The sequence below is a fragment of the Alteromonas sp. ABH4_456 genome, from assembly GCF_056160645.1.
Genome location: NZ_JBSWXO010000008.1, coordinates 43012 through 67072 on the forward strand (window position 1 = coordinate 43012; position 24061 = coordinate 67072).

Here is a 24061-nt window from a genome sequence, read left to right on the forward strand (position 1 = left end):
GGAGCATAATATTCATGACCATACAAATGGGTATATTCAGTTGCCAGCCCTACGATGAAGCATCAATCAGCAAACTGGCCGGCGGGGATGTCCATCTGCACTGCTTCCCTGCCCGTCTGGATGAGAACACCGTGCCCCTGTGCGACGGTCTCGACGCTGTTTGCGTATTTGTGAATGACACTGTAAATGCCGTTGTATTGGAGAAATTAAAAGCGTCAGGCGTGAGTCATATTGCTCTGCGCTGTGCGGGATATAACAATGTGGATTTGGAGGCGGCAAAACGTTTAGGGCTCGCGGTGTCGCATGTGCCGGCTTACGCGCCTGAAGCGGTTGCAGAACATGCAGTAGCGCTGATGCTGACATTAAACCGGCGCATGCACAAAGCGTACAACCGGGTCAAAGAAGGTAATTTTGACTTAAACGGGTTGCTGGGCTTCAACATGGCCGGAAAAACCACAGGCATTATCGGCACCGGTCATATAGGCCGTGCCACTGCACGAATCTTATTGGGTTTCGGCTGTGAAGTATTGTGCTACGACCCGGCTCCTGACCGTCAGTTACAGGATGCCGGGGCGCGATTTGTCCCCCTGGATGAACTCTTGTCCCGCGCTCATATCATCAGTTTGCATTGTCCTCTGAACCAGCACAGTTATCATATGATCAATGAAGAAAGCATCAGTAAAATGCGTGATGGTGTGATGCTGATCAACACCTCAAGGGGTGGTCTGGCCGATACGCAGGCGTTAATTAACGGGTTAAAATCGCATAAGATTGGTTATCTGGGACTTGATGTCTATGAAATGGAATCTGAGCTGTTCTTCAAAGATCATTCCTGTGAAATCATCCAGGACGATGTATTTGAGCGTTTATCCACGTTTCACAACGTTCTGATCACCGGCCATCAGGGCTTTTTTACTCAGGAAGCACTGGGACAGATTGCACAAACCACGCTGAGCAATGTGGCAGCCTGTGCAAACGGCACCATGGATACCACAACCTTTCTGGTTAAGCCGGCTTGCTGATCAGCAAATGCATGTACTTGCCGAGCCGGCAAAACGGCTCGGTATTCATATATTGTCTTTCCAGTGCAACAAGCTCTTCAAACTGACTGTCGCTGAGATGTCTCTCTCTCATATAGTCATGAAAACAGCGGATACCGCTTAACGACTTTACTTCCATGCCGGCTTCTTCAACACAGCGGATAACGTCTGCAGGGACAAGCGGATTCTGCGGATTCAGTCTGACCTGATTTTTGACTTTCATGCCTTTGGCAATGTAATCAAAATTTCCATATACAGCATTACCAAATAACGCCGCATCGCGGTTAAAAAAGGTCAGACTCAGCAGCGCCCCCGGCCGCATGTTAAGACAGATTTCCGACAGGGTTTCTAAAGGACTGGCGAGCCATTCAAGAACAGCATGACAGATTACCACATCGTAGCGCTGAAGATCAGTTTCAGACTGAATAGTGCCTTTTCTGAACGCCACATTTTCCACACCGGCCAGATATTCCTGAGCCAGCGCAAGTACATCTGCAGACGCATCCACCAACGTGACATCATGACCCATCTGCGCAACTTCACGGGTCATGATGCCCGTCCCGCCGCCCAGATCAATTACTTTGCTGACCGGCATCTTCTCAAGGAGAGGTTTAAGGATATCAAGTAACAAAAGATGCCGCAGACGGCCCTTGGTCGTGCCGTAGATGTTACTCGCGAATTTATCTGCGATACCATCAAAATACTGGTCGGTGGATTTCATAAGTCGTTTCTTTGCGCCGGGGATCAGGCAGGATTATCAATATCGATGAAATCAACGGTAATGTCGAAAGAGGAAGACAACCACTCTCCCACCGCTTTAATACCGTAGCGCTCTGTAGCATGATGACCGGCAGCAAAAAAGTGAATGCCGAGTTCACGGGCAACATGTATGGTCTGTTCAGAGACCTCACCGGTAATAAACGCATCTGCGCCCATTGCAGCCGCCTTTTCGATATATCCCTGACCTCCGCCCGTACACCATGCGAAGGTTTCCAGCCGGTCACCGGCGTCTCCTTCATGCAGTACAGATCTGCCGAGCTTATTTTCAAGACGGGCTTTAAATTCTGAAGCCAGAACAGGTTCGCTGCTCTCACCGGTATAGATGATCCCCTCAGGCTTCACGCCCTTCGCAGGAGCCAGATTGCTGAGTCCCATGACACTGCCAAGTTGTACGTTATTGCCGCAACTGGCGTGAATATCTACCGGCAGATGATACGCGATAAGATTGATGTTATTGGCGAGCAATGTACGGATACGCCTTCCCTTCATGCCGGTGATTACGGGGTCTTCCCCTTTCCAGAAATAACCGTGATGCACAAGAATAGCGTCTGCTTCCCGCCGGACAGCTTCATCAATCAGTGCCTGTGAGGCAGTTACACCGGTAATGACTTTACGGATCCGGTCAGAACCCTCTACCTGCAAGCCGTTAGGACAATAGTCCTGAACATCCTGAGGACGTAATAACGTGTCCAGCGCACAGACCAGCTCATGTCTGCTGATTGCCATATCTTTCTCCTGAAATAAGCGGTGTAACTCAGGCCTGACGGCCGGCGATACCTTGTGAAACGAAGGGAACAAGATGAAGGATCACGGCTTTAATATCCACTTTCTGGTTAAAATCTGCTTCCGCGATTTCTGTCAGTGCCCGGCTGGATGCCATGGAAAAAACAAAGCTGCCGATGGCGAAATGCAGACGCCAGAACAGTTCATCATCCTCTACGTGGGGTAAACAGGCATGTAAGGCCATCATCAGTTTAGCTACCGTACTGCCGTAGTCATGCATAATGAAACGGCGAAGGTGTCCCTGAGTTTCGTTGTAGCCCCTGCCCAGTAGCTGGACAAACAGTGCAGTACCTTCAGGGCGAATATCCGACAACGTCATCATGGGTGGAACCAGGGAAAGCAAAAGACTTTCCACACCGTCCGCACCGGTCTCTGTGCCGGTGCTGTTCAGAACATCATCAATCTGTGGCATCAATACATCAAAATAGCGCTTCAATACTGCCTGAATCAGATTTTTTTTACTGCCAAAATGATAATTTACCGACGCCAGATTCACATCTGCGCGGGCGGTAATTGCACGCATGGAAGTTTGTGCATAACCCTGTTCAGCAAACAGGGTTTCAGCTGCATCCAGAATACGTTTTTTAGTGTCTTTCGCCATGTGAAATCAGCAGATCAGAACCAGTGGCGAGATTTGGACAACAGGCGCATCACAGTGCTTTCCGCCGCCGCGGATACCGAGATCCCTAATTTCTCTGCCATGCTTTTCTTTGTCGCATACTTCACTGCAAAGATTTCACGGGCCGGATGGTGAGAAAGAATATAGTCATCAGACGTTATGATGTCATCCACCAGTCCCATCTCCTTCGCTTCACTACCCAGCCATACTTCACCGGTAGCCACTTTTTCAATATCCAGTGTTTCACGCTGAGACTTCACCCAGTCTTTAAACTGAACATGGATGTTTTCCAGATCTTTTCTGAATTTCTCACGGCCTTCTTCAGTGTTTTCGCCAAACACCGTTAACGTACGTTTGTAATCACCGGCAGTGTGCTGCTCGAATTCAATATCATGTTTTTTGAGCAGTTTGTTCACATTAGGGATTTGCGCCAGCACACCAATTGAACCGATATAAGCGAACCGGGCTGAGAGTAACGTATCTGCCACACAGGCCATCATGTAGCCACCGCTGGCCGCTACTTTATCGACTGCTACCGTCAGCTTGATCCCTTTCTCTTTAATGCGCTGCAATTGTGACGCTGCCAGACCATAACCATGAACAACGCCACCGCCACTTTCCAGCCTGACCAGCACTTCATCCTGCTTTTGTGCCACACACAGTACAGCAGTCACTTCTTCACGAAGACGCTCAACTTCGTGGGCATCCATGGAACCGGTAAAATCGATAACAAAAAGACGTGAAGCCTCTTCTTCCTCTTTTTTATCTTTCTCTGATCTAGCCTTTTTGCCTTCTTTTTTCTGTTCTTTCGCCAGTTTTTTCATAGCGGCTTTATCCAGCAGAACAGAACGGGCGTAGTGTTTAATATCGTTCAGTTGCTCTGTCAGGGACACGATTTCAAGGTGCCCTTTTCCGGGCTTCTGCCGGCTGGCACTGGCGACGATAGCAATAAGTACTACCACTATGGCTACTACCAGCGTCACGGCTTTAGCCAGAAATAATCCGTATTCGTACAAAAACTCCAACATGTTCTCCTGATTATTATTCTGTGCGGCAAGTATCGTCATGCCAGACCAGGACATATGATAAAAAATGCCCGTTAAACAGCGGCATAGTGTAGCAGCGTTTACGCACGCTGACGACAGCTGGATTCATCTGGCCCGTGCGATACGAAAATTAATGCATTTGTGCTGATTAAACTGTTTACAAATATCGATATGCTATACCTGTACCGGCCCGGGTTTAGCATTATTTACCGTCTTCAGATCAGCTTTATTTTATTCTCCTACAGGTTAATCTGCCTTTTCAGGCAATGAACCCTGGTGATAAGAAAAAATAGGAAATATTACATGAAAACGCATAGAGCCTTTTTCCAGGTTTGCGCAGTCGGGGCCATTGCAGCGATTTCAGGGTTATTGCCAATACCATTGGGACTTAAAGGAATTATCGTCTGCGCATCTCTCATAGTCTTGTTCTTAATCAAACCAGTTAACTAAGATAAAACTATATAAAAAGACCCCCTGTGGAAACTTCTTCCGCAGGGGGTCTTTGCTGACAGCCGACGATTACGTCGCTGTGAAGTTAGTTTTGCACCACTGAAGTATCGGTAACGGGCAGTACTGTTGCACCCGTAGACATGTAACCGGCCACTTCTTTTTGCATTTCAGTGGTAGCCGCAGCACTGGCTTCCGGGCTCAGGCTGGATGCATGAGCACCTTCTGTGAACAGTACAATACCGCTTACCGGATCGCCGGTGGCAGTGCTGCTAACCTGCTCCAGTCCGGCTAAGGCTGAAAATGGCAGCTGACCAGCCAGTGGCAGCGCTGTAGATACCGGAATCACCTGATCCGGTAAATTATCCGCACCGTCACCCACCACAGTCATCATATGTACCGGCGTGTTTGACGCCAGTGTAGCGGCATAGTTGTTTGCATCACCTGCATCCAGAACCGTCTGCGCGGCGAACGCGAATTGATTCAGTACAGACTGCACTTCCGCCATCTGTGCATCAGTGAGGTTCGCAAGGAACACTTCCACCGCGGCAACAAGCTGCGCCTGAGTGACATCAGTTGTTTCGTACAATTGCACTAACAACGCCTGAAACTCTTCAGAAGACTGAGATAACAACAGCCCCTGGATCAGAGGACCAAAGGTTGGCGACTCAATCAGGAACTGAGCCAGACCGCCTCCGGGAGACTCCAGGGATGCTGCCTGCACGCTATACATGCCGTCCAGCGCTGCCAGTTCGTCACCCATTGTGCTGTTAGTTACTGCGGCAAATTCAGCCCCGGTAATCGCACCTAAAGACACGCCCATGAAGTAAACACGGCTTAAGTCAAACGATGCTGCACCGCCGGTTGTCTGATCGTTCACTGCGTTCAGACCAAGACGTAATCCCAGCATATCAGAAACACTCTGACGGACGTTATCCCGTGCAGTTGGCAGTGATTGCAGATTCATGTAATGAGTCGCGCTGACCGTAGTCGCATTGATGTCGTCGGTACCGTCACCATTCACGTCAAAACCACGACTACCATGAAGCGGGTGGTCAATGGCGACGGTGGCTATTCCCGCCAGTGACAGCGCCCCGGTAATCGCCAGCATATCTTCTTTTTTACTGGTGATACCGTGCATCAAAATAGCCACAGGCCAGCCGGCTTCAGGCTGAGCGATGGGGAAACCTAACGCTCCGGCTACGGTAGCATTGGGCACGGTTACCTGCACATCCAGTGAAGGAACGTCCTGAGTTTGCGGTACAGGGTTGAATTTTGTGATATTGCGGGCTGAGTCCAGCATCGCTTCACCGATGCGTAAATCAGCAAGGCCTAGCTGATCACACAATGTAAAGTTCGGACCTGGCGTAGCCGAAGCAAGTACCTCATCAGGTGCACCCGCCAGTACAATACCGCTGTCACAGGCCGCTTCCCAGAAACCGGTAGTCGGTGCCAGCGGGTTTTCGGCCGAAGGTACAGGCAGATAATACGGCAATGACACAGAGCCTTCATAATGAGACGCGGCACAGAACGGGCCTGCCTGAGCAAGAATGCCGGTAGAGACACCCACGGCGAAATCATTTAATCCGCCCCAGGTAGCGGACAGCTGACCTGACACAGTACCCAGCAATCCGGCGCAGGTTTGTAACGGTGCGAAACCTCCGGCATCCAGTGTGGCTTCAATAGTTGGAATGAATGCTGCGGCGGACTCCGGTAAGGCATTGATGCCCAGTTGAACCGCTCCGGCAAGGGTTGCATCATCAACCAGATCCAAAGCTTCCATCGCATTGGTGGCACCTTCGGGATCGTTTACAGTAATAACCGGCAGCGCGGTAGCCGCTGTAGGGTCACCTGCGGCAAAACGGGCAGCAAATTCAGCCACCATCACTTTTTTCAATGATTGCAGGGCGATATCTGTGCTCTGGGTTGTGAAAGCAGAGACATAGGAAATGTCTTCACGGTCATAGCCCATTTCAATCAGGGGATCGACCAGCGAGTTGACCAGCGTTTGCAACTGCAACTGAGCGTCGGAAGAAAGCGGTAATGTATTGATGTCCTGACGAGCCAGTTCCCATGATGTGGAACCCATTACGCCGTTCCCCTCACTGTCTTTCAAATCTGTTGTCATCACCAGCATATAGCCGTGTGCCGGTTTCAATGGCTTCAGGGGAACAACGGAAATAGTATCGCCGTCCACCAGCGAAAGCACAAAATCAGTGCCGTACTGTAACTGGTTACCGACTTTACAACCGGAGGACGGTATTGCGGCCCCCGCACAATCAGGATCACTCTGGTCAAGCCCCAGCGTTGCTTCGTACAGCATGACACCAGCAGATAATGTTGACTCATCCAGTGTTACCCCTGACGGTGTTGTCACGTCGATAACAAAAGGATGTTGGGTTGACCAGCCGTCCAGCACGTTGAGTGCGTTTTGCGGATCAGTAAAATCTGTCGGGTCATCTACCGGAATGTTCAGTGTATAGTCGAAGAAGCCGTCATCACCCGGCAGCATGAGCAGATCGTTAGGTATGTTAAGCACGCCGTTAGACGGATCAAAAACGACACGAGAGAAAGGCTTCTGAACGGGCGTTCCGGACTCAATGTCCTCCAGCGTTTCGTTGGAGCCACCGCAACCCGTTAAACCCAGTGCCAGAGCAACACTGGTACTGATAAAGAGTTTTCTCATTTTTTCTCCCTAATAAAAGGCTTTGTTGTTATTGTCTGTTTTACAGTCAAGGCAATGTAAATGCTTGTTTCAATCCACCTGATGACAAGTGGAAACACACATTTCAAACAAGTATGACCAGTTGGTTGTAGCTTAATATTATGGTCATTACCCGAATTTTGCAAAGGTTTGTTAACTTTTCGTAAATTAATTTTACGCCACTAAAATCTGTTGAGAATTATAGGGCTAGATATTTACAACCACCGGGAGCTGAGTATCATCAAGCCTCACATTGCCCACAGTTAACAGATCAAGGTTAGACCCTATGCCGAATCTCTACCAGGCACCTGCCGGACTTCTCGAAGAAAAAACCATACTCATCACCGGTGCCGGCGCCGGAATTGGTGCAGAAGCTGCCACGACGTTTGCGGCTTACGGGGCTACCTGTATTTTGTTAGGTAAAACCGTCTCAAAGCTGGAACAGGTCTACGACCGTATAGTAGAAAATGGCGGACCACAGCCCGCCATTGTCCCTCTTGATTTGAAGGGTGCAACACTGAAAAACTATCAGGACATGGCGCAAACCATTACTGACCAGTTCGGAAAACTTGATGGTGTACTGCACAATGCATCAATGCTTGGCCACTTAAGTGCCTTCGGCGATATTCCTGAGCAGGAATGGATGGATGTTATGCAGGTTAACGTAAACAGTGCTGCGCTGATGACGCAGGCGCTGATCCCCGTACTGCGTAAAGCGCCTTCTGCTTCGGTTATTTTTACCAGCTCAGGCGTCGGGAAAAAAGGCCGTGCGTTCTGGGGCACCTATGCCGTCTCTAAATTTGCTACCGAAGGTATGATGCAGGTGCTGGCATCCGAATTTGAAAACCGTGGCCTGCGATTTAATTGCATTAACCCGGGCGCTACCCGCACCGCCATGCGCGCCAGTGCTTACCCCGCAGAAAATCCTGACACATTAAAAACACCGGCTGATTTGATGCCGGCATATCTGTATCTGATGGGTGATGACAGTCTGAATGTGAATGGCCAGTCAATTGACTGTCAGCCGAAGTAAGGTTTATTGCCTATAAATATAAAACGGGGAGCGTTAGGCTCCCCGTTTTCCATGCGCCATCCATCGTTTAACGTTGACCACAGGTTTGCTGCAATTTAAGCATGGCAGCTGCGAATTCCTCACCCAGATGCACATATCCTTCACTTTGATAGTGCCAACCGTCATCCAGATGCGTTTCTTTTTCCAGAGTTGTCACATACGCCGCACACACATCATTTTCCACAAAAGCCTTCTGTCCCTGCTGAACAATTTTATGATAATTCATCCTCATGCCGTCTGCTTCATCCATACCCGAATCGGTAATTTTTCCAATCACGACAGGTAAATCATCATCCCGTAAGGCCGCTCTTATCAGTGCCATCAACTCTTTTAAATTTGCCTGATACGCCTCTGCAATCTCTTTCGTTTCTGCCGCATCAGACTCACCCTGCATCCACACAATACCAGCCGGTACCAGGTTATCAACTTCACCGTCAAGATCGATATCAACAGGAGAAAATGCATTGCGGATAGTCGTGAGGAAGTGGTCGAACTGGTTAACGCCGGTGTTCTTCTTATAGAAAGGATACCAGCTGCCGTGGCCAATCCCTTCAGCAATCGCCGAACCTCCTTTGGCGTACTTTATAATGGCAAAGGGATGGTTATTGTTCAGTGAATAGAGTTGATGACCAAATGAAACTTCCGGACCGAACTTGTCACTGTACAGGCTCACCCGGCCATTAGATTTAAAACCCTTACCCGTACCGGGCTGCAGCGGTGCCCAGACACCTTTACCGCCTGAAAGGTCATCATCTGAAACCGCATTGCCGGCAAACATATAAATATTGTCAGCAGGTTTACTGTAAAGAGGTTCAAGATCTTTACTGACGCCGTATCCCTGCATATTGGATTGTCCGCCGAGAAAGTACACCGGAAAGGTTGCCGGCATAGCTGAGAAAGACAAAAGTGAAGTGAGTGCCAGAATTCCCCGTTTCATGATGATCCCTGTTATGAACTGTTTTTTACAGATTACGCAACACTACGGCCAGCATCAATGAGAAATACGCATAAAAAAACCGCAGATAAACTGCGGTTTTAAATAAGAAACTTTAACAGGACTAGTCAGCAATCTTTGCCCAGGAATCCCGCAGTCCCACTGTGCGGTTAAACACACTGAGGCTATCGGATGAATCTTTATCCAGACAGAAGTAACCGGTGCGCTCAAACTGCCAGCCTCCGGCTACCGGATTCTCCGTTAATCCCGGTTCAACGAAACCGGATTTCACTTCAAGAGAAGCAGGATTTATGGCATCCGTAAAATTCTCTTCCGCTGCCGGATTCGGTACGTTAAACAGACGGTCATACAAGCGGAATTCTGCTTTCACACCGGCATTGGCATCAACCCAGTGGATCACACCTTTAACCTTGCGGCCATCAGCAGGATCTTTACCCAGGGTTTCATCGTCATAAGTGCAGAAAATGGTAGTGATATTACCATCCGCATCTTTTTCGACACGTTCAGCTTTTACCACATAAGCATTTCGTAAACGCACTTCTTTGCCGAGTACCAGACGCTTAAACTTTTTATTCGCTTCTTCACGGAAGTCTTCCGCTTCAATCCACACTTCGCGGCTGAAAGGAATTGTGCGGCTGCCCATAGATTCATCATTCGGATGATTAGGTGCCTGCAATGATTCAGACTCACCTTCAGGGTAATTTTCAATAACCAGTTTAACCGGGTCAAGAACGGCCATTGCACGGGGAGCGTTGACGTTCAGATCATCGCGGATACAGGCTTCCAGCATGCCCATTTCCACCATGTTATCCATTTTGGTTACGCCGATACGCTTACAAAATTCACGCACAGACGCAGGCGTATAGCCTCTGCGGCGCAAACCGGCTATGGTAGGCATTCTGGGATCATCCCAGCCGCTCACGTGATTTTCTTCTACCAGTTGAATAAGACGGCGTTTACTCAACACCGTGTATTCCAGATTCAGCCGGGAGAATTCATACTGACGGGGTGTGCATTCGATTGAAATATTCTCAATCACCCAGTCATAGAGTCTGCGGTTATCCTGGAATTCCAGTGTACACAGAGAGTGGGTGATCCCCTCGATGGCGTCTGAGATACAGTGGGTGAAATCGTACATGGGATAAACGCACCATTTCTCACCGGTCTGGTGATGGTGTGCGAATTTCACCCGGTAGATCACCGGATCCCGCATACACATGAACGGGGATGTCATGTCAATTTTTGCACGCAGTGAACACTGGCCTTCCGCATACTCACCGGCAGTCATTTTCTCAAATTCTGCACGGTTGGTCGCAGGATCGGTATCACGGTAAGGACTGTTTTTACCGGGTTCTGTCAGTGTCCCGCGCAGTTCACGCATGGTTTCCTGGCTGGAGAAATCCACATAAGCCAGACCTTTATCAATAAGCTCCATCGCATAGCCATGCAGCAAATCGAAGTAATCCGATGAATAACGGGCATCACCATTCCACTGGAAACCCAACCAGTTTACGTCTTCCTTGATGGAATTGACGTAAGCGATATCTTCTTTGGCAGGGTTGGTGTCATCAAAGCGCAGATTACACGTACCGTTGTAATCACTGGCTACACCAAAATTCAGACAAATAGACTTAGCATGTCCAATGTGTAAAAAACCGTTCGGTTCCGGTGGGAAACGTGTTTTTATAGAATCATGAACACCTGCAGCAAGATCTTTTTCAATAATCTGCCGGATAAAATTGGTCGGATGATGTTCCGTTTCCGCCATTCGCCCTTTCCCCTTAAATGAAAATCTGTTCTGACATAATAATCGCCGAGTATAACCGGTTGCCCGGCGGGTCACTATGATTAATTGAAATCGCCCTGCCCGAACGGCTAAATTTACAACGAAAACCGCTGTCCGGGCAATTAACTCAGACACTTATCAGCGTTAAGTATGGTAACATAAGCCACTTTAAACCCTTTCAGTAACAGGCATGAAAGAAAAAGCCACGTCTTTTGATATTGCTCACCTGGCCGGCGTATCGCAGTCCACGGTCTCAAGGGCGCTCAGTAACAGCCCGCTGGTAAATAAAGAAACCCGCGAGCGGGTGCATCGTATTGCCAAAGAACTGAACTACAAAGTAGACAAAAACGCCAGCAACCTGCGTAAACAGAAAAGCAATACAATTGCTTTACTGCTGTTTGAAGATCCTACGTCTGACGACTCAATGATAAACCCGTTTTTCCTGAACATGCTGGGAAGCATAACAAGGGCGAGTTCTGCCGCCGGTTACGATTTGCTGGTGTCTTTTCAGAATCTGGACGATGACTGGCACGCTGAGTTTGAAGACTCGAAAAAAGCTGACGGTATCATTCTGCTCGGTTACGGAGACTACACCGCCTGGCGGGACAAACTGGCCCAGCTGGAAAATCAGGGCACCCATTTTGTGCGCTGGGGGGCTAAAGATGCAGATCATCCCGGTATCAGCATCGGCTGTGATAACTTTCAGGGCGGATATGATCTCACCACCCACCTGGTGAAAAATGAACACCGGCGGTTTGCGTTTATCGGTGATGCCGGCGGACATGCGCCGGAATTTCTGGCCCGCTATCAGGGTTACACACAGGCATTAAACGACGCCGGTATTGATGCCGGTGACTTTATCCGTATTGATGCGAACTCTACTGAAGAGGCCGGAGCGCAGGCTATCCGTAAAATCCTTCATTCTGAACAAAAGCCTGACGCTGTGGTGTGTGCATCTGACCTGATTGCCACCGGTGTGTTACAGGCACTGAAAGAAACGCCATACAGGGTACCGCAGGACATCGCCGTCACCGGCTACGACAACATCAGTATCTCCGCTTTTACTACGCCGGCCCTGACCACCGTGCAACAGGATACCCGGCTGGCCGGCGAATTGCTGGTTACCAGCCTGCTTAAGGCGATTAATAAACAAATCGTCAGTGATTTTCTGATGTCTGCAGAGCTCATCATCCGCGAGTCCTGTGGCGGCAAAAAATACTGAAAATCAAAAAGAAAAGGGGGTTGCTTTTGCAACCCCCTGTGTCATCACTGATTCGCTATCTGCTCATGCAGATGGTGAACAAAATTGTCATCACTGAGCGGACCGTCCCGCAACCAGACCTGTACACTGTGGGCTCTGACTTCGCTGGTTAAAACGCGGTTGTTCACTGCCTTTTCACTGCCACTTAATTGTTCACTCCAGCGTCCGTTTTGCATGTACTCTGCTATCTCAAAAGAAACTGGTGTATCACCTTTATTCAACAGTACAAGGGCTGTCTGTTTTGCGCTGTCATCCTGTACAACGCGGTAGAAGGCGGCCTTTTCACCATTCAGTTCGAGCATGGTTTGTAAGCCACGCTGTAATGCCGGTGTGGCTTTACGAACATGAGCAATAGCAGACAGAGACTGATAGATACGGTGCTGCGGCGCCTTATCCACATTGTCTTGTCCGTAATAGTTACGGTTTCCGCTGTGCTCTGCTGTGCCGCGCATAAAGCCGGTCTCTGAGCCCTGATAAACCACCGGTATACCCCGTGAAGTAAACAGCCAGTTATGGGCATCAATAAAGCCGTCATCCGAAGCATTCATCCGCGGCATATCGTGATTATCGTAAAAAGTCGTCAGATCATAGGGATTATGATAAGGCCCGTGGGTAAGATGCAGTGCGCCGCTTAACGTTTCGAATCCTGCATTTTCAGTCCCGAATACGCTGACCATAGCCTTTTGCATGGGGAAATCCAGCACGCTGATATTGCCGTTTTTGGGCAGCGTATGCTGGGCAATAAAGTTCGCATCATACTGAAAACTCTCCCCGAACATAAAGAAACCGGGATGTTCTGCACGTATGCGGTCAGACATCGTGCGCCAGAAATGATGAGGCACATGCCGGATAGTATCAATCCGGAATGCATCAGCGCCCTGCTCTATCCAGTAAAGATAAGAATTAATCAGGTAATCCTGAACGTCCGGATTTGACTCATCGAGATTAGACAGCTCTACCAGATCCGGGTAGTCATGGAAAAATGCCTGCAAAGGCTGATTGGTATCCAGTTGAGAAGGCGGAGTATTACTATGATCGGCCACCAGCTTTCCCTGTGCATCATAAATTTCACCGAACCCCGGTTGATCCTGTGGCATGGAAAAACTGGGAGAGCCGTGATTGGCGACAATATCAAACACGGTCTTGAGGCCGGCATCATGCATGGCAGTGGTATAGTCTTTGACCGACAAGCTGGCACTGATCAGATGTTCGTCGGGCTGATAGAAATTTGTCGCCCAATAGCCGTGGTAACCGGTTTTACCCCCATCTTTAAACTGGCCGCCAAACGTAATAGGTTCACTGCCGGTAAATGCCTGATCCGGGTTATCGACTACCGGTGTTAACCACACCGCGGTAAAACCCATATCTTTGATGAAATCAATATTGTTGACCACACCCTGCAAGTCACCGCCCATGTAGCCTACGTTAGCTGTTGCACCGTCGGGACCATTAAGAGGCAAATTCCAGCTGGGGTGATCACCGCCCTGAGTTTCATAATTGTTTTGTTTATCACCGTCGACAAAACGGTCAGTCATAATGAAGTAAACGGCTTCAGCACTGAACGGCTCTGCAGTACCCCTTATAAAGGGTGTGTTTGTACTTTCCGGCATCCCATCTGGCAGGGAAGAATCTGGCGTATTTTCACACCCGCTGAGGGTTAATACGCTGGCAATCGCATACATTGTGTGGCTTATTCTCATTGTAATTCTCCTGCCGTATTCTGTGAGGCGACGGCATGGATTTCTTTTTCTTTAACAAAAAATACCGCCACTGCTGCGCAAAGCATGGAAACACCGGCCACCACAATGATATTGATGGCGGTGTTTTCAAATACCCTGCTCAGTATCCAGCCTGCAGTGAGTCCTGCAACGATCTGCGGAATGGCTACTGTGAAGTTAAATATGCCCATATACACACCGGTTTTATCTGCAGGAAGTGCGCCGGCCAGCATGGCATAAGGCATAGCCAGAATAGCAGCCCAGGCAATTCCTACTCCAATCATGGGAAACACCAGATTGACAGCGCCCTGTGGTACCGTGACTTCTGTAATGACTAAATTCACGTGTACCGGACTGATGTCTCCGGATATCAGGAAACAGATATAACCCAGTCCCCCTAAAACCAGTGAAGAGGCATAAACGGTTTTGCGGCCAAATGTATCTGCCAGGCGGGCAAGAAACACGGAAAATACGGCGGCAAACACACTGTATGCGGCAAAAAGAATACCTACCCAGTCACCGGCAGCACCTTTCGCAGCAATGACATCAGCAGGCACACTACCCGCAGCAGCAATAAATGCAGGATCAAACCACTGTTTATCCACTCCCCAGATATGCTGGGTGATAGCCGGCATGGTGTAAACCCACATGATGTACAACGCAAACCAGGAGAAAAACTGCACCACTGCAAGTTGTTTCATCGTGGCGGGCATGGTTGCCACAAGTTTGAAGAATCCGGTTTTCTCCGTTTTGTTTTCAGAATCTGTCTGCAATCCTTTATAGCGGGCGTAATCTGACGGCGCGTATTCTTTAGTGCGAAACACCGTCCAGAGTACTGAGCCAAGCAATACGGTAGCACCAATATAGAATGCCCAAATCACCGACGGAGCCACCTGTCCTGGCGACGCGGTATTATTAAGACCCGCCACATTGGTCAGAACGAATGGAAGAATTGAGCCGATAACTGCGCCAATGTTGATCAGTAATGACTGCACCGAATAACCCAGGTTGCGCTGGCTGGCTGGCACCATATCCGATACCAGAGAACGGAATGGCTGAAAGCAAACATTAAAGGAAGCATCCATCAATGCCAGCATCAATGCACCGAACAACATGGGCGCCATGATGGTGACAAATAACGGTGCATTCGGCATCAGGATCATGCCCAGGCCGGCGGCAAAGGCACCGGCGAGAATATATGGACGGCGGCGGCCAAGGCGATTCCATGTACGGTCAGACGCACTGCCGACCACGGGCTGAATAATCAACCCCATCACCGGCGCCACCAGCCAGAACAATGCCAGCGAATGAAGGTCTGCACCGAGATCAGATAAAATGCGGCTGACGTTGGCATTTTGCAAAGCGAAACCAAACTGTACGCCTAGAAAGCCAAAACTGACATTCCAGACTTGCCAGAACGGTAATACAGGCTGTTTGTTATTCATATTCTGTCCGTTATTATTATTGATTCAGGATCCACACCGTTGCACTGTGCTCAGGCACTGACAAGGAGTTTCCGGCTGCCATTATTTCATCGTCACCGGCCTGCTGTAACGTTTTTACACCAGCCATGCGCTCACTGAAACGCTGTAAGTTTACGTCCTTTTTACCGTTTTTGTTAATTACCACCATAATTTGCGTATCCGCTTTCCTGTTATGCCGGAAATAAACGTAAGTGCCGTCTTCCGGCACGTACTGCGTGAGTTGTCCTTCGAAAAGTAACGGATATTGCTTTCTGATGTGTAAAAGCTGACGGATAAATTGCTGTGCTTCCACAGAGCGGGTACTGTTACTTTCATAAGAAAATGCCGCTGACTCATCTCCCGGCCAGCCGCCCGGGAAATCACTGCGAATCATGCCATGATCTTCTGTGCCCGCATTATCCATCAGAATTTCAGTGCCGTAGAATACCTGCGGAATACCCCGCGTAGTCAGCACCACTGTCATGGCCATTTTCCATAGCGCCATATCCTGGTCCAGTTGTGTGTAAATCCGGCTCATATCATGGTTATCTGCAAATATCACCAGATTACCGGCATCACCGTAGATGAAATCCCCGGCGAGTAACTCGTACAATTTTTTCAGCCCGCTTCCCCACGACTCTTCTTCTTTCAGGGCAGAGACAAGGGTGTGTTGCAGAGGAAAATCCATCACTGACGGTAGCGAAGATTCATAACCGTCCTGTCTCAGGGTGCCGGACTGCCAGTAAGAGGTAATTACCGGATTCACCGACCATTCTTCCCCGACAATATTCAGCGACGGATATTCCTTCATCAGCCTCGCTGTCCATGCAGACAGGAAGTCCTTATCGGAATAGGAATAAGTGTCCACGCGAATACCGCTTAAACCGGCATACTCCACCCACCAGACAGCATTTTGAATCAGATAATTAGCGAGAAAGGGATTCTGCTGATTTAAGTCCGGCATTGACGGAACGAACCAGCCGTCACTGAATGCCAGTCTGTCGGCTTCTGCACCGTGAGGATCATGCAGAGTTTCACGGATATGCGTGGTGGCAGAAAAATTGCCGTCGTGGTGGATCCAATCTTTATCAGGGGGCGAGGTTGTCCAGGGGTGTCCGCTGCCAATATGATTCAACACCATATCCATGATCACACCGATCCCCTGCTCTGCTGCACGCTCGCTCAATGACTTATAAAGGTCATTTGAACCGTATCGCGGGTCTATCTGATAGTAGTCAGTGATGGCATAGCCATGATAAGAATAACTGTCCATGGCATTTTCCAGCAATGGCATACTCCATATCTGCGTAAACCCCATATCTGACAGATAATCGAGGTGGTCAATAATTCCCTGAATATCTCCACCGTGCCTGCCCCCCGCTTCTTCACGGTTTAGTTTATCTGTGTAGTTTTCAAGAGAATCATTGGATTCGTCGCCGTTAGCGAACCGGTCAGGAGTGAGCAGATAGATCGTGTCTTTTCCGGAATAGCCCTGTCGTTGTGCTGAACCTTTTTTACGTTCATGCAACACGTAGGAGAAGGACACCCGTCCGCCGTTTTCTTTGGTGATTTCAAACGGAATGACGCCCGGTTTTACGTTGTCTGACAACGTGAGATCGACAAAAATATAATCTGCATTTGAAGGCCGGTGGACTTCATCAATGTGAACGCCCGGGTAACTGGTTTTTACATTTGCTTTGCCCAGATCTTTATCCCGGATCATCAATTGTAAACGGGAGTCGGCCATGTTCACCCACCAGTCCGGTGGTGACACTGATACACCATAAGCAGGTACACAGAGTAAGTTTGCTGCCAGGACGGCTCCGCACACCGTTGCTGCTTTTTTCATTGTAATACTTCCGGCTTTTTAACAAGCGCTGTTAATGTTTCGTTAAACTTTTTGGGATAGTAACCGGATGCCCGGACTGCGCCAATGTTCTGCATACGTATTCAGCGCATTTCACTAAAAGCGTCTATGCTTTTGAAAGCGCGGTTACCTTTCAGAATATCAGAACGCTGCATTGTCGTTGCAGGCGGCGGCATTGTTGAGATTTCAGCATCCGGCGCTTCGCTGAATCAATTAAGCGGGTTTTACATTCCGGACCGGATAACAGAATTTTGTTAAGCCTCACCAATCTTAATTGATTAAGTGCTTTTGTGTTTTTCACTTGATGTTCTGTAAAAACCAAACTATTGTTAATTTAATGTTGCATAAGCGCACATTCATGTTAATGAGAAAGGGCACACAAAAATGACCAAAAAACAGTTATTTAAACCTGCACTACTGACCCTGGCAGTCAGCTCTGCACTTTTCCCCGGTGTCATCCAGGCACAACAAACAGATAATGAAGAAGCTAAGGATGTTGAGGTTATCGCGGTAAAAGGTATTCGCGGCTCTCTGATGCGGGCGCAGGCCATTAAAATGGACAACTCGTCTATTGTGGAAGCTATTTCTGCTGAAGACATTGGTAAGCTGCCTGATTCATCCATTGCAGAATCGCTGGCAAGATTACCCGGTATGGCCGGTGAACGTGTAGGTGGCCGTACATCAGGTATTTCAGTCCGTGGTTTCAAAGAAGACTTTGTCGGTACATCATTAAACGGCCGTGAGCTTATCGGCATCGGTGACAACCGTGGTGTTGAATATGATTTGTATCCTTCAGAAATTATGACCGGTGCCACGATTTATAAAACCACCGATGCATCCCTTCTGGTCCAGGGTATTGGTGGTACTGTTGACCTGCAAACAGTCAGACCGCTGGCTGCACAGGAAACACTCACCTTCACCGGTGTGTATGAAATGGGTGGCAATGACTCTGATAACCCTGAATTCGACAATACGGGCAAACGCTATGCCTTGTCTTTTGTAGAAAAATTCGCCGATGACACGGTCGGTATTGCTGTCGCGCTGGCCACCACAGAGTCTCCCCGTAACGAGAGAAAATACGGAGTGTGGGGTTACGGTGATAACAACGGTGCTTCCCTGCCCTTCGGTCTTGACAGTCAGGCAATCAGCCGCGTGCTGGAACGTGATACCGTTTCTGCAATCTTCCAGTGGCGCCCCACAGACAATCTGGACATTGTGGTAGACGTACTTAGCATCGATTACTCTGATTCCGGTGTGATCCGCGGTTTCATCGAACCATTCGAATTGGATGCCAGCTCTTTAAATGGCAGTGGTGCAAATTCTACAGGTACCCAGACAAACGCGAATCCGGTTTTGCGTACTGACCCTGCACAGAAAGACGGTGAACTGACGACGGTGGGCCTGAACATTGATTATCAACTGAATGATGAATGGTCGGTGAAACTGGATGTTGCTGACAGCAGCTCCAGTAAGCGTGACCTGCGCGGTGAATCTTACGCCGGTCTTGCCCGTAGCGGAGCTGAAATTGCTGCCGGCGATCAGCGTACCCGTGATTTTGTGATGGGACCTGACGGGATTTACTTTACCGGCTCAACCGGCCTGGATGCATTCTCTGATCCTAACCTGTTACAACTTACCGGCCCGCAGCAATGGGGTGGCGGTATGGCGGCGCTTGCCGATCAGTTCGATACTGACGTCCTTCGTGCAGACGGCACACCATATACCTTCATCAACGCGCAGGATGGCTTCCTGAACTATGCAGATTTTGAAGAAGAGCTGACAACAGTTCGTCTTGAAACAGAAGGTTATGTTGACTGGGGCATTGTGAACCAGATTAATGTGGGTGTTGCATACAGCGACCGTTATAAGTCAAAAGATAACAAAGGTTTCTTTGCTACTGCTTCAAGCTATCCGAATTCAGAATCAATTCCGTCTTCATACCTGTACAACGGTCTGGCAGATCTGACCTGGGCTGGCATGGGCTATGTAGTAGCGTACGACGGTTTTGCGCCATATAACGACGGCGAGTATGAATTAAATGATGCCGGTCTGCTCGAGCCGGACCGTTTAGGCGACACCTACAAAGTGTATGAAGAAGTCACCACACTGTTTGCCAAATTTGATTTTGAAACAGAAATCGGTGATTTCCCTGTCACCGGTAATTTCGGTGCGCAGTACGTTCAGACCGATCAGCGCTCGACTGGCTATATCGGCGTCGTTGGCGCAAACTTCAAAGTGTGTGACGGCGATGATAACGGCGTGATCGACGCAGATTGTGAGCAGGATATTTCTGACGATTACAATCACTTCCTGCCCAGCCTGAACGTTTCTGTTGAAGTGGGCGATAATCAGTTTGTTCGCTTTGCGGCCAATAAAACCATCAGCCGTGCCCGTATCGATCAAATGAAAGCATCGGGCTTTGTGAAATTCGACCAGAACATTAACCTTATCGCAATTCCGAATACACAAGCGGCAGTAGACGAGTACGGCACACCATGGTCCAAGTTCCAGGGTAACCCCCGTCTTCGTCCTCTGGAAGCAAATAACTATGACCTGTCTTTCGAGAACTACTTTGAAGATGAAGGTTATGTGTCTGTGGCGTTATTCTATAAAGACCTGGTCAACTGGACACGTGACGGTAACCTGACTATAGATTTCACCAACGACCCCACCAATGATGGCGCAGATTACTTCATTCCCGGATTCCATGACAGAACCGTGGGTGCCGACGGGCTGGTAGGTCCGGACGGCACGGTCTATGCGCCCGGCACTTACATCACTCCACCGGATACAGGTACATTTTCATTCTTCGAAGATGGTCTGACCGGCAGCGTAAAAGGTGCTGAGGTTACCGCTCAGATACCCCTGCGTATGGTGAGTGACGTACTGGACGGTTTTGGTATCGCTGCTTCTTATACATACATTGATGCGACTCTGGAAGATGACTCACCGGTGCCCGGTCAGTCAGAAAGAGTTACGTCTTTGACTGCCTATTACGAAATGAATGGCTTTGAAGTGCGTGTTGCTGCGACAGACCGGGGTGAATTCTTCACCTATCAGCGCGGCGGTTCAAACAAAATTGAAGGTGCGACACGGGATGCGGTTACCCAGGTGGATGCGCAAATCAGCTATGACTTCGAGGGCAGTGGTATTGAATACCTTGAAGGATTGCGTATATCTTTGCAGGGTACGAACCTGACCGATGAAAAAGAGGAGACCCGCGATTCGAATGGTTTCGTCACCCTGAGACGGGAGTTCGGACCTTCTTATATGCTGAACTTCAACTACTCCTTCTATTAATCAATCCGGGCGGCAGCTTTACTGCCGCCCTTCTTTTTAAATATTTTCGTAGCAGCTTTTACTACAAAAACGGTTACGAAAGTGTTTATAGTAAATTTAATATCAATAGCATCAACGGATTACTGAATGACCTCAGGTGTGCGCAAATTAGTCATTGCCGGCGGAGGCACCGCCGGCTGGATGGCAGCCGCTCTGTTTAAGAAAGTCCTCGCAGACAACATCGAAGTAGAGCTGATTGAATCAGAAGATATTGGCATCATCGGTGTCGGTGAAGCAACTATTCCCCCTATTCAAACCTTTAATCAATATCTTGGTCTGGATGAAAAAGCGTTTCTTAAAGAAACGCACGCCAGCATAAAGCTGGCTATCCGCTTTGAAAACTGGAAGCAGGAAGGCAGCAGCTATTACCACACATTCGGCGCACCGGGCGCCACGCTGGGCTTTGTCGGCTTCCAGCACTACTGGTTACGGGCGGCACAAAACGGGCTGACACAGTCATTGTGGGATTTCGATCTGAATTACCTGGCTTGTCTGGAAGGAAAATTTAATAAAATTCAGACTGATAATCCGGTGTATCAATTGCCTTATGCTTATCATTTCGATGCCACCCTGTATGGTCAGTTCTTAAGACGCATGGCAGAAAAAGCCGGCGTAAAACGCACAGCAGGCACGATTGAACATGTGAAGCAGAATGAAACCACGGGCTTTGTGGAAGCACTGCAGTTAAAAAGTGGTGAGCAGATTGCCGGCGATTTATTTCTGGATTGCACCGGCATGCGCGGCCTCCTTTTACAAAAGACGCTGGGTACAGAATACGAGGACTGGTCTCATTGGTTATGTGCTGACAGAGCATGGGCAGTGCCGTCACAAAGGCATGAGCATACCGCTCCGTTCACCCGCAGCATCGCCCGTTCAACGGGCTGGCAATGGCGTATCCCCCTCACCCATCGTAACGGTAATGGACTGGTGTACAGTTCAAAATATATGGACGATGACAAAGCCAGGGAGTTGCTGATGACAAACCTGGATACGCCGGCACTGGATGAACCCCGGAAAATCAGTTTCCGCACTGGCCGGACCGTAAAGCAATGGTCAAAAAATGTGATCGGGATCGGTTTGTCCAGCGGGTTCCTTGAACCTCTGGAATCGACCAGCATTCATCTTATCCAAAGCGGTCTGGTGAGGTTACTGAAGATGTTTCCGCACAGGGAAATTAATCCGTCGATGGAAACCATGTATAACGCGGAATCGAAGGAAGAATTTGAAACCATCCGCGACTTTATCATTTTGCATTATGTGGTAAATGAACGTGATGACTCTGAATTCTGGCGGGATATGCAAACCATGTCCATTCCTGCGAGACTGGAGCAGAAAATCAACGCGTTTAAAGATACAGCCACCATTTTTAACGAACAGAACGATATCTTCCGTGATGCTTCCTGGCTTCAGGTCATGGCAGGCCAGGGGATCATGCCACGGGATCATCATCCTGCAGCCAATACACAAACCGTCCCCCAATTACTCGATGTCATGGGAAAAGTATTACAGGCAAAACAGCAGCCTCTTACACAGATGCTTCCCCATGATGAATTTCTCAAACGGTTTACTCAATAATGTCAGCGCCTCATCGTATTGTTATCGCCGGTGGCGGCACCGCCGGCTGGATTGCTGCCTGCCTCATGGCGCACCACTGGCGTGATAAGCCGGTGAGCATTACGCTGGTGGAATCAGCTGATATTGCCACCGTGGGCGTGGGAGAAGGTTCAACCCCTACATTGAAACGCTTCTTCAGCGATCTGAACATTGCGGAAAGTGACTGGATGCCAGCCTGCAACGCCACTTATAAGGTGAATATCCGGTTTAAAGGCTGGAGTCCCCAAAACGGGCCTGCCAGTTACAGTCACCCGTTCATTTCACAACCGGATGCTTTCACCGAGCGCCCCTTTCATGTGAATTGCCACAACCGCCGGCTGGGTCTGGACGTGAACGTTACCCCGGAAAACTTTCTGCTGAACGGGTGGCTGGCCGGGGCAGGTAAAGCCCCGGTGACGCCACCCTCGTTCCCTTTTCGTATCGAATATGGTTACCATTTTGATTCTGCCTTACTGGGCCGGTATCTGAAACGCCATGCCGTCAGCCTGGGTGTAAATCACATTGAAGGGAAAATAGACGATGTCATTACCAGTCTTTCGGGCCATATTACGTCGCTGAAATTACACTCCGGCGAGATGGTTGAAGGTGACTTTTTCATCGACTGTACGGGATTCCGTTCTTTGTTGTTACAGCAGACACTGGATATCCGCTTTAATCCGTTCAGTGAAAACCTGTTTAACGACAGGGCTGCGGTACTGGCGACACCGGCGCAGGCACAACTGCCGGTGGAAACAACGTCCACGGCGCTCAGCAATGGCTGGGCGTGGTCTATCCCTTTGAGTAGCCGTACCGGAAACGGTTATGTCTTTTCTTCAGCTCATCTCTCAGACGATAAAGCAGAGGCTGAACTTCGCCGTCATCTTTCCGTGCAGGACAATGAAGGTGATGTGCGTTTCATGTCTATGCGTGTTGGTCAGGTTGAAAAGCACTGGCACAAGAATTGTTTGGCGCTGGGGCTGGCGCAGGGTTTTATTGAACCGCTTGAAGCCACAGCGCTGCATCTGGTGCAACTGTCCGTCGAATTTTTCATGGAAGATTATGAACAGGGTAACTTCAGTCCCGCTTTACAGGACAAGTTTAATAAAGACGTCACTGAAAGGTTTTCCAGAGTAAGGGATTACATCGTCGCCCATTACAAACTCAATACCCGTGACGATTCGGCATACTGGCGGGATAACCGTAATAATATGGCTTTATCTGAATCCCTGTTGCAACTTCTGGATGTCTGGTACCGGAAAGGCGATTTTCCGGCAGAAATTCAACGGCAGAACATTCAGTCTCACTTTGGCATTACATCATGGCATTGCCTGCTCGCCGGATACGGCATTTTTCCCCCGCTGGCTAAACAGCAGCCCGGACGGGGTGATCTCTACAAAGACAATGATACTGAGGCATTCTTTAAAGGTTGTCTGTTAAATTTCCCCGATCACACTGCGTATCTTAAAGAGGTTGCACGTAGATCCCCGGCAGTTAAAAGCTCACTATACTAAAGACTGTTGAAAGGCGGAGACACATTACAACTGAACCTTGCGCCCGGCGGTGGTGCAGCACTCCAGTTTGTTCCTTT

The 24061-nt window shown here is 49.0% G+C and carries 16 protein-coding genes; 6 read left to right on the top strand and 10 right to left on the bottom strand.

Going from position 1 to position 24061, the window contains the following annotated elements; genetic code table 11:
* The first annotated feature begins 14 nt into the window (after positions 1–14).
* Entirely contained in the window at positions 15–1022 is a 1008-nt protein-coding gene (locus tag ACXAG2_RS13235) for a 2-hydroxyacid dehydrogenase (RefSeq protein WP_474867701.1), read from the top strand.
* On the opposite strand, the gene ACXAG2_RS13240 is transcribed toward ACXAG2_RS13235, so the two are convergent.
* The 5 genes from ACXAG2_RS13240 to ACXAG2_RS13260 form a co-directional block, all read right to left on the bottom strand.
* Positions 1006–1761, bottom strand: coding sequence for a methyltransferase domain-containing protein (locus ACXAG2_RS13240; protein WP_474867703.1), 756 nt, complete (start codon positions 1759–1761; stop codon positions 1006–1008). The genes ACXAG2_RS13235 and ACXAG2_RS13240 overlap by 17 nt on opposite strands.
* 23 nt (positions 1762–1784) lie before the next feature.
* Positions 1785–2546 carry a Nif3-like dinuclear metal center hexameric protein gene (locus ACXAG2_RS13245; protein ID WP_474867706.1) on the bottom strand — a complete coding sequence of 254 codons (762 nt, stop codon included), beginning with the start codon at positions 2544–2546 and terminating at the stop codon, positions 1785–1787.
* A 28-nt stretch (positions 2547–2574) separates the two neighbouring features.
* Entirely contained in the window at positions 2575–3204 is a 630-nt protein-coding gene (locus ACXAG2_RS13250) for a TetR/AcrR family transcriptional regulator (RefSeq protein ID WP_474867708.1), read from the bottom strand.
* Positions 3205–3218: 14 nt separating this feature from the next.
* Complete coding sequence (sohB, locus tag ACXAG2_RS13255; protein ID WP_474867903.1) at positions 3219–4247, bottom strand: protease SohB; 1029 nt, start codon at positions 4245–4247, stop codon at positions 3219–3221.
* A 556-nt stretch (positions 4248–4803) separates the two neighbouring features.
* Positions 4804–7401: a VolA/Pla-1 family phospholipase gene (locus tag ACXAG2_RS13260; RefSeq protein ID WP_474867711.1), complete on the bottom strand. Its 2598-nt coding sequence runs from the start codon at positions 7399–7401 to the stop codon at positions 4804–4806.
* Positions 7402–7705: 304 nt separating this feature from the next.
* Between ACXAG2_RS13260 and ACXAG2_RS13265 the strand changes: the two genes are divergently transcribed.
* On the top strand, positions 7706–8452 hold the full coding sequence (locus ACXAG2_RS13265; protein ID WP_474852080.1) for a YciK family oxidoreductase: 747 nt from the start codon (positions 7706–7708) through the stop codon (positions 8450–8452).
* 67 nt (positions 8453–8519) lie between these two features.
* On the opposite strand, the gene ACXAG2_RS13270 is transcribed toward ACXAG2_RS13265, so the two are convergent.
* Together ACXAG2_RS13270 and glnS are read right to left on the bottom strand one after the other, a co-directional pair.
* Entirely contained in the window at positions 8520–9428 is a 909-nt protein-coding gene (locus ACXAG2_RS13270; RefSeq protein WP_474867713.1) for a sialate O-acetylesterase, read from the bottom strand.
* 121 nt (positions 9429–9549) lie between these two features.
* On the bottom strand, positions 9550–11214 hold the full coding sequence (glnS, locus tag ACXAG2_RS13275; RefSeq protein ID WP_474867716.1) for a glutamine--tRNA ligase: 1665 nt from the start codon (positions 11212–11214) through the stop codon (positions 9550–9552).
* Positions 11215–11422: 208 nt separating this feature from the next.
* On the opposite strand from glnS, the gene ACXAG2_RS13280 reads away from it, so the two are divergent.
* The gene (locus tag ACXAG2_RS13280; protein ID WP_474867719.1) at positions 11423–12454 is read left to right on the top strand and encodes a LacI family DNA-binding transcriptional regulator; all 1032 of its coding nucleotides are present in this window, start codon (positions 11423–11425) and stop codon (positions 12452–12454) included.
* A 44-nt stretch (positions 12455–12498) separates the two neighbouring features.
* Here ACXAG2_RS13280 and ACXAG2_RS13285 read toward each other — a convergent pair whose 3' ends face one another.
* From ACXAG2_RS13285 to ACXAG2_RS13295, 3 genes are read right to left on the bottom strand one after another with little or no spacing between them, the layout of a single operon-like run.
* On the bottom strand, positions 12499–14193 hold the full coding sequence (locus ACXAG2_RS13285; protein ID WP_474867721.1) for an alpha-amylase family glycosyl hydrolase: 1695 nt from the start codon (positions 14191–14193) through the stop codon (positions 12499–12501).
* Positions 14190–15656, bottom strand: coding sequence for an MFS transporter (locus tag ACXAG2_RS13290; RefSeq protein WP_474867724.1), 1467 nt, complete (start codon positions 15654–15656; stop codon positions 14190–14192). Before ACXAG2_RS13290 ends, ACXAG2_RS13285 begins: the two co-directional genes overlap by 4 nt.
* A 16-nt stretch (positions 15657–15672) precedes the next feature.
* Positions 15673–17523 carry a glycoside hydrolase family 13 protein gene (locus ACXAG2_RS13295; protein ID WP_474867727.1) on the bottom strand — a complete coding sequence of 617 codons (1851 nt, stop codon included), beginning with the start codon at positions 17521–17523 and terminating at the stop codon, positions 15673–15675.
* A 402-nt stretch (positions 17524–17925) separates the two neighbouring features.
* Here ACXAG2_RS13295 and ACXAG2_RS13300 point away from each other — a divergent pair, with 402 nt between their 5' ends.
* The 3 genes from ACXAG2_RS13300 (at position 17926) to ACXAG2_RS13310 (ending at position 23984) form a co-directional block, all read left to right on the top strand.
* Entirely contained in the window at positions 17926–20841 is a 2916-nt protein-coding gene (locus tag ACXAG2_RS13300) for a TonB-dependent receptor (protein WP_474867730.1), read from the top strand.
* A 126-nt stretch (positions 20842–20967) separates the two neighbouring features.
* Positions 20968–22455: a tryptophan halogenase family protein gene (locus ACXAG2_RS13305; RefSeq protein ID WP_474867734.1), complete on the top strand. Its 1488-nt coding sequence runs from the start codon at positions 20968–20970 to the stop codon at positions 22453–22455.
* Complete coding sequence (locus tag ACXAG2_RS13310) at positions 22455–23984, top strand: tryptophan halogenase family protein (protein ID WP_474867735.1); 1530 nt, start codon at positions 22455–22457, stop codon at positions 23982–23984. Before ACXAG2_RS13305 ends, ACXAG2_RS13310 begins: the two co-directional genes overlap by 1 nt.
* The last annotated feature ends 77 nt before the right edge of the window (positions 23985–24061 follow it).

Excerpts from the sequence above, each read along its gene's own strand:
- ACXAG2_RS13235 (WP_474867701.1), top strand. The coding sequence starts at position 15 with ATGACCATACAAATGGGTATATTCAGTTGCCAGCCCTACGATGAAGCA.
- ACXAG2_RS13245 (WP_474867706.1), bottom strand. The coding sequence starts at position 2,546 with ATGGCAATCAGCAGACATGAGCTGGTCTGTGCGCTGGACACGTTATTA.
- ACXAG2_RS13310 (WP_474867735.1), top strand. The coding sequence starts at position 22,455 with ATGTCAGCGCCTCATCGTATTGTTATCGCCGGTGGCGGCACCGCCGGC.
- ACXAG2_RS13290 (WP_474867724.1), bottom strand. The coding sequence starts at position 15,656 with ATGAATAACAAACAGCCTGTATTACCGTTCTGGCAAGTCTGGAATGTC.
- ACXAG2_RS13240 (WP_474867703.1), bottom strand. The coding sequence starts at position 1,761 with ATGAAATCCACCGACCAGTATTTTGATGGTATCGCAGATAAATTCGCG.
- ACXAG2_RS13250 (WP_474867708.1), bottom strand. The coding sequence starts at position 3,204 with ATGGCGAAAGACACTAAAAAACGTATTCTGGATGCAGCTGAAACCCTG.
- ACXAG2_RS13295 (WP_474867727.1), bottom strand. The coding sequence starts at position 17,523 with ATGAAAAAAGCAGCAACGGTGTGCGGAGCCGTCCTGGCAGCAAACTTA.
- ACXAG2_RS13280 (WP_474867719.1), top strand. The coding sequence starts at position 11,423 with ATGAAAGAAAAAGCCACGTCTTTTGATATTGCTCACCTGGCCGGCGTA.
- ACXAG2_RS13265 (WP_474852080.1), top strand. The coding sequence starts at position 7,706 with ATGCCGAATCTCTACCAGGCACCTGCCGGACTTCTCGAAGAAAAAACC.
- ACXAG2_RS13270 (WP_474867713.1), bottom strand. The coding sequence starts at position 9,428 with ATGAAACGGGGAATTCTGGCACTCACTTCACTTTTGTCTTTCTCAGCT.
- ACXAG2_RS13285 (WP_474867721.1), bottom strand. The coding sequence starts at position 14,193 with ATGAGAATAAGCCACACAATGTATGCGATTGCCAGCGTATTAACCCTC.
- ACXAG2_RS13300 (WP_474867730.1), top strand. The coding sequence starts at position 17,926 with ATGACCAAAAAACAGTTATTTAAACCTGCACTACTGACCCTGGCAGTC.
- ACXAG2_RS13260 (WP_474867711.1), bottom strand. The coding sequence starts at position 7,401 with ATGAGAAAACTCTTTATCAGTACCAGTGTTGCTCTGGCACTGGGTTTA.
- glnS (WP_474867716.1), bottom strand. The coding sequence starts at position 11,214 with ATGGCGGAAACGGAACATCATCCGACCAATTTTATCCGGCAGATTATT.
- ACXAG2_RS13305 (WP_474867734.1), top strand. The coding sequence starts at position 20,968 with ATGACCTCAGGTGTGCGCAAATTAGTCATTGCCGGCGGAGGCACCGCC.